This window comes from Chryseobacterium sp. SSA4.19, from assembly GCF_022601875.1.
Taxonomy (GTDB): domain Bacteria; phylum Bacteroidota; class Bacteroidia; order Flavobacteriales; family Weeksellaceae; genus Chryseobacterium.
This window is the reverse complement of sequence record NZ_JAKVIP010000003.1, coordinates 207,175-213,174: the sequence shown is the minus strand read 5'-3', so window position 1 is coordinate 213,174 and position 6,000 is coordinate 207,175. Positions and strand designations below refer to the sequence as shown.

The following is a 6,000-nucleotide window of genomic DNA, read 5'->3' as shown; positions in this document are numbered from 1 at the left end:
CTTATTTTTGAAGAAAGGCTCAGATTATAAAATCTAAGCCCTGACTTTTTAACTTACACACTTTGTGGGAGAGTGTCTTTTTTAATGATATGAAAGGCAAATTGGGGAAAATATTAAGTCCCTATCCTGATTTAAAAGAAAAGCTGAAATCTGTAAAAACAGATCAGGATTATATAGAAATTTTCCGGTTATATGATTCCAGACTTGATAAAAGATAAATTTATCAGTCATAGTTCGTCAGCGGTTTTTATGAAAGTTCATTACACTAAAAGCTTAATCTTTTTTCGGACTTTTCAGGAAGTTTTAAAGGAATAAAACAGAGTAGGATGGATGCTGAAGTTTAAATCATAAGCTTCTTAAAAAGGAATATATTTATCTATCCGGTATTTGTTAAGTAATCGTAGTAGCTGAACCTTTTATGTATTCAGATGACTGATTTTAATGTACAATTTTTGTCAACTCCTGTGATATTTTATGTAACAGGAATTTTGATCGCTTTTTTTTCCTCTTCTCTTATTTTAGGAAAGAAGAAAAAAGTGATGTCCGATTATATATTATCCATATGGTTTTTCACAATCGGGATACATCTTATATTGTTTTTACTGATTTTTTCTGGAGAATATGTAAGATTTCCTTATCTGTTAGGATTGGAAATACCGCTTCCCCTGGTTCATGGACCCATTATGTATTTGTACATTTTACATCTGACGTGTCAGAATAAGGATAAGTATAGCGGCCTGCTTCATTTTGCTCCTGCTATTACCGTTTATTTCATATTATTGTATTTTTTCATTTCACCACCTGAAAATAAAATTTTCGTTTATCAGAATGGCGGCGGAACCTATAAAGAGCTCAGAAAAAGTATCAGCATTCTTAATACCATTTCCGGAATTGCATACGTGAGCTTAAGCCTCCTGTATGTATATAAATACAGAAAAGAGATCTCTATGCAGTATTCGAATACTGAAAAAATTAATTTGAGCTGGGTATATTATCTGATTGTAGGCATAGCCTTGATATGGGTTGCCGTAATCCTGAAAAATGACATTCTTATTTTTTCATTAGTGGTTGTTTTTATTACGGTTGCAGCCTATTTTGGGATTACTAAAGCTGGTATCCTGAATTTTAGAAATGATCAGACTGATACCATCATCCAGGATGATAGCAGTTTATCAATAGAACCGGCTTCCGTAAAATATCAGAGATCAAATGTAACAGAGGAATCAATGCAGGAGGTTTACGAAAGGCTGACTGATAAAATGGTGTCTGAAAAAATTTTTAAAGATCCTGAACTCACACTGGACTATACCGCGAAGCTGTTGAATATCCATCCTAATATTCTTTCTCAAACGATTAATACAATTGAAAATAAAAATTTTTATGATTACATCAACAGGCAAAGGATCGAAGAATTTAAAAGAATTGCTGTCCTGCCTGAAAATGAAAAATTCACAATTCTCTCTTTAGCTTTTGAAAGCGGATTTAATTCTAAAACTTCTTTTAACAGGAATTTTAAAAAATACATGCATATCTCTCCCAGAGAATTTCTACAAAACCGGAATTTACCCTTGGAATGACTGGAGGGTGCTTTAAATGGAGTAAAGTAAAGATGTCAGCTCATAAGTACCATTAAAATTTGTTCCATCTTTCATGTTGGAACGTTTGTATTCATGGTTTTTATCACATTTGCTGAAATTTAATAAGTTATTACGATGAGAAAGTTTTTATTTGTCATTATTTGTGTCTTTGCTTTATTGATCGGTGCTTATCCACTACTATATGCTTTTGTAGATCATAAGTACACATTTCTGAGTACTAAAACTCCGGGAGTCATTCGTGATATAATCTGGAGAGGGGCTTTTTCTTACACATTATTTTGGGAGGATTGGCATTATTTATAGGGTGGCGGCAATTTGGGAGTAAGTTTAGAAAAAAACATATTGTTATACACAGATTGATAGGAAAGATCTATGTTTTCTCGGTAATTGTCAGCGCAATAGCGAGTATTTATTTAGGTGTGTATGCTAACGGAGGTCTGATTTCATCGTTGGGATTTATATGCCTGGGATGTGTTTGGCTGTGCACAACCGTGATTGCCATATTGAATATAAGAAGCGGGAATATCCAAACACATCAGCACTTCATGATTTATAGCTACGCATGCACTTTTGCAGCGGTGACACTCAGATTATGGTATCCGTTACTGAAATCTCTCACAGGAAATCCCGCCAGTTCTTATCTTATAGTAGCCTGGCTGTGCTGGATCCCTAATCTTATTGTGGCATATTTTATTGTTAAATATAAATTCTCAGAATAGATAAACACGTTTTGTGTATTATTAAAATAATTTTAAAATCAATGCGTCTGTAAAAATTATCCCGTTTTTTTCCTCCTGTTTTCTTACATTTATCTTATGAATTCAGAAAAAACAGGACTCGTTTTATCAGGGGGCGGTACCAAAGGTATTGCACATGCAGGTGTTTTAAAATTCCTGAACGAAAAAGATATTGACATTGATATTCTTTCCTGCTGCAGTGCCGGTTCTATCGTCGGATGTATGTATGCCATCGGTAAAACGCCCGGTGAAATTTTAGATTTTTTCAATTCAGTCTATTTTTTTAACTGGAAACATTTTACGTTTAATCAGCCGGGTTTGGTCTCATCCGTTATTTTCAGGAATTACCTCAGTCCTATTTTCGGTGATATGAAAATGGGAGACCTGAATAAAGAAGTAAGAATTGTTGCTACAGAACTGGTGAACGGAACAGAGAAAATATTTGATCAGGATTTCAGGGTAGTAGATGCAATCATTGCCTCATGTTCAATCCCTGGAATTACCACGCCTTATATTATCAATGATGAAATGTATTGTGACGGAGGCGTTCTCAACAACTTTCCTGCCGACATCATAAGGAAAGAATGTGATAAAATGATCGGAGTCTTTGTTTCTCCACCTCATAACATTAAAATTGATGACCTGAGATCCATCAAAGCCATTGTTTCCCGTTCTTATGATCTGCTTTCTTACAGGGTTGAGAAAATCAAGTTCAGCCATTGCGACTGGTTTATTTCTTCACAGGAGCTGTCAAGTTACGGAACTTTTGAAAGAAGGAAAGACCGTCTTGAAAAAATTTTTAACATCGGCTACCAGGCTGCAAAGGAAAGCTATGGTGAAAGCTGTTTTCATATCCAGGACTCTGAAATACAGAAGACGGTTTGAGTTTATCAGAATAGAATCTTTAGATTTGTGTCTTCAATAGAAACTCCCACTTTCAAAGTGGGAGTTTCTGTTAGTTCTTTATGACATATCCGGCCTGATTGACAATGGTATTCCCGTTCCCGTTATAGACGGTAAGCGTGTACGGTGCTTTTTTTGCAGAATCGGTAAGATAGTTTCTCCAGACCTGGTACGTGTAGCCATTATTATTAAATTCAAAATAATAATTTCCGCCTGTTCCGTCAGGGATCATTTCGCCATCGCTGATAATCATGCTCGGTTTTGAGGTAATTTTCCCGGTGGCAGGCCACGATTGGTAAAGATATTTTCCGTTAGGCTGCTGATCGATTCTTATTTTAAACTTTTTCGTTTTAATTATCACGGACTTCGGGACTTTCTGGTAAAGTTCAGCTCCGTTACCTGGTATTAGCCCGGATGGGCTGCTTTCATTGGCATACCCCAAAGAAAACTGTGCAATACAGAATGCTCCGAGCAAAATCTTTTTAATCATGTCTTAAGGCTTTTTTTGTTGATGTTTAATTTTATCAAATTTAAAGCCATTAATATGCGTCTGCCGGGATTTCAGTTTGTGTATAATGTGCAAAAGCTTCTTCCAGGCTTCCGAATTTACCTTTAAACTCATCCACTGCACAGTCCTGAAGAATATTTCCTTTATGGATAAGAATGACGCGTGAGCATAAGGCTTCTACTTCCTGCATAATGTGGGTGGAAAGCAGAACGGTTTTATGCTGTCCAATCTCTTTTACCACGTTCCTGATTTCTATAATCTGGTTCGGATCAAGGCCGTTGGTAGGTTCATCCAGGATCAGTAAATCCGGCTGATGAATAATAGCCTGGGCAAGGCCAACTCTTTGTTTGTATCCTTTTGAAAGCTGTCCTATTTTCTTATTTTTTTCCGGAGTGATTCCTACCAGTGCAATAACTTCATCCACTCGTGATGCAGGGATCTTATGGATGTTGGCTACAAACTGCAGGTATTCTTTAACGAACATTTCCATGTAAAGCGGATTGTTCTCAGGAAGGAAACCGATTTTCTTCTTTGTTTCGATTTCATGTTCCGTGATATTTTTACCGTTAAAAATTACTTCGCCTTCATCAATTTTTAAAGCACCGACAATGGATTTCATCAGGGTGGACTTTCCCGCTCCGTTGGGCCCCAGCAATCCGATAATTTCATTGTTCTCGATAGAGATGTTGATGTTGTTCAGTGCCGTTTGTTCACCAAATTTTTTGGTTAATTGATGTATTTGAAGAGACATAATAGATAATGATCTTTTTTACAAAAATAAAAATAAAAAAACTCATTCCGGAGAATGAGTCAGATTAATATTTTAAAATATCGATTATTTCTTAGGTTTGCTATTTTTATTTTCATTAGCTGTGGCAGCTGATGCAGCTGACGAAGGGTTGGGGTGGTTAGCTGTTGCCGTTCCCGGTGCCTTTTCATACAGTGAGGACTTCCCGTTCAGCTTTCCGAAAATCTTATCGATCTGCTTTTTGTTCAGCACCTGAGACTTTCCAACATACTTTCTGTTTTTATTAATGTACTGGATAAACTGGACAGTAGGCTGGCCGAAATTTTTATCAAAATGAAGCTCGATGATATCATTAGGAAGCTCAAGAACGATATTGCCTTCCGGAGTATCGATAAAACCATTGGTAATCAGCTCATAAAGTCCCGCAACATCTTTGTTGACATTCAGAAAAGAAAAAGAACGGAATGTATTCAGGTTGGCTGTATTCAGATCCTGATAATTGATGGTAAATTTATCTTCTTTTTTATATAAACCTACGGAGTTGTCTTTACCGATTTCTACCAGCGTAACGTTTTTCAGCACTTTAATCTGTGAAAAAGCTGAAATTCCGAATAAGCAGGTTAGGAGTAGAATTATTTTTCTCATAAGGTTGAATTTAAAGTCTTATAAAAATCGACATAATAAATCAAATAAAAAATAAACAGCGTGATTTTTTACTGCAGGACAAAAGTAAGACTTTTTTTTTATTCCGTCTTTCCATATACAGATGATGTTATGTATCGGATATGATTAATGAGTGTGTTTTAAATTTCTGGCTTACAGTTGTTTATTTGTTTTTAAGTTCTTCATCATCAATACATCTTAACACTAGAGAATATGTGAACTTAATCTTTTAAACTATTGATTTATAGAAGATAATAAGTATAACGACTATTGGCTAATATTATTATAATAAAATTTGAGCCAGTCAATAAACTATATTATGAACAAATGATGCTGACAGACTGTTGTCAGTCTGCTCAGGTATATTTGTGAGATAAAAAATATAAAAACAAGAGTATGAATTTAGTTTCCATAAGGATGATTACCGCAGATATCAGACAGATTACTGCCTTTTATGAAAAGATTACCAGTAAACGGTTTACTTTTTACACGGATGACTTTGCTGAGCTGGCTACAGAACATTGTGTCTTAGCGATCGGCAGTACAAAAACATTACAAGCTTTCGGTGAAAGTGATATGGCGCAGCCTGCCAGTAACCGGTCCGTCATTATAGAATTTATGGTTGCCGATACAGAACGTGAATATCAGCGGCTTGAAGAATTTCTAAAAGACCGTATTGTTCAGATGCCAACGACAATGCCGTGGGGAAACCGGTCTTTCCTGTTCCGAGATCCGGATGGAAACCTGGTGAATTTTTTCACACCGGTGAGCCCTGAAGCCCTTAAAAAATTCAAAGCAGGCAAATAGTTTACGTATAAAACTAACAGGCTTCGGTTTAAATAA

7 protein-coding genes are annotated in these 6,000 nt (G+C 35.9%); 4 read left to right on the top strand and 3 right to left on the bottom strand.

All coding sequences use genetic code 11. The annotated features are described in order from the left end of the window. Positions 1 to 539 precede the first annotated feature (539 nt). The 3 genes from MKJ01_RS03280 (at position 540) to MKJ01_RS03270 (ending at position 3,220) form a co-directional block, all read left to right on the top strand. Complete coding sequence (locus MKJ01_RS03280; RefSeq protein ID WP_241611474.1) at positions 540 to 1,577, top strand: helix-turn-helix domain-containing protein; 1,038 nt, start codon at positions 540 to 542, stop codon at positions 1,575 to 1,577. A gap of 299 nt (positions 1,578 to 1,876) precedes the next feature. Then, positions 1,877 to 2,317: a DUF2306 domain-containing protein gene (locus tag MKJ01_RS03275; protein ID WP_368366258.1), complete on the top strand. Its 441-nt coding sequence runs from the start codon at positions 1,877 to 1,879 to the stop codon at positions 2,315 to 2,317. Between the two features lie 96 nt (positions 2,318 to 2,413). Continuing rightward, positions 2,414 to 3,220 carry a patatin-like phospholipase family protein gene (locus tag MKJ01_RS03270; protein ID WP_241611476.1) on the top strand — a complete coding sequence of 269 codons (807 nt, stop codon included), beginning with the start codon at positions 2,414 to 2,416 and terminating at the stop codon, positions 3,218 to 3,220. Positions 3,221 to 3,290: 70 nt separating this feature from the next. Here MKJ01_RS03270 and MKJ01_RS03265 read toward each other — a convergent pair whose 3' ends face one another. The 3 genes from MKJ01_RS03265 to MKJ01_RS03255 all read right to left on the bottom strand — a co-directional run bounded on the left by MKJ01_RS03265 (position 3,291) and on the right by MKJ01_RS03255 (position 5,139). Continuing rightward, positions 3,291 to 3,728: a hypothetical protein gene (locus MKJ01_RS03265; protein WP_241611478.1), complete on the bottom strand. Its 438-nt coding sequence runs from the start codon at positions 3,726 to 3,728 to the stop codon at positions 3,291 to 3,293. A 49-nt stretch (positions 3,729 to 3,777) separates the two neighbouring features. Further along, entirely contained in the window at positions 3,778 to 4,497 is a 720-nt protein-coding gene (locus MKJ01_RS03260; RefSeq protein WP_241611480.1) for an ATP-binding cassette domain-containing protein, read from the bottom strand. A gap of 84 nt (positions 4,498 to 4,581) precedes the next feature. After that, the gene (locus MKJ01_RS03255; protein ID WP_241611482.1) at positions 4,582 to 5,139 is read right to left on the bottom strand and encodes a hypothetical protein; all 558 of its coding nucleotides are present in this window, start codon (positions 5,137 to 5,139) and stop codon (positions 4,582 to 4,584) included. Positions 5,140 to 5,553: 414 nt separating this feature from the next. On the opposite strand from MKJ01_RS03255, the gene MKJ01_RS03250 reads away from it, so the two are divergent. Beyond that, entirely contained in the window at positions 5,554 to 5,964 is a 411-nt protein-coding gene (locus tag MKJ01_RS03250) for a VOC family protein (protein ID WP_241611484.1), read from the top strand. Positions 5,965 to 6,000 lie beyond the last annotated feature (36 nt).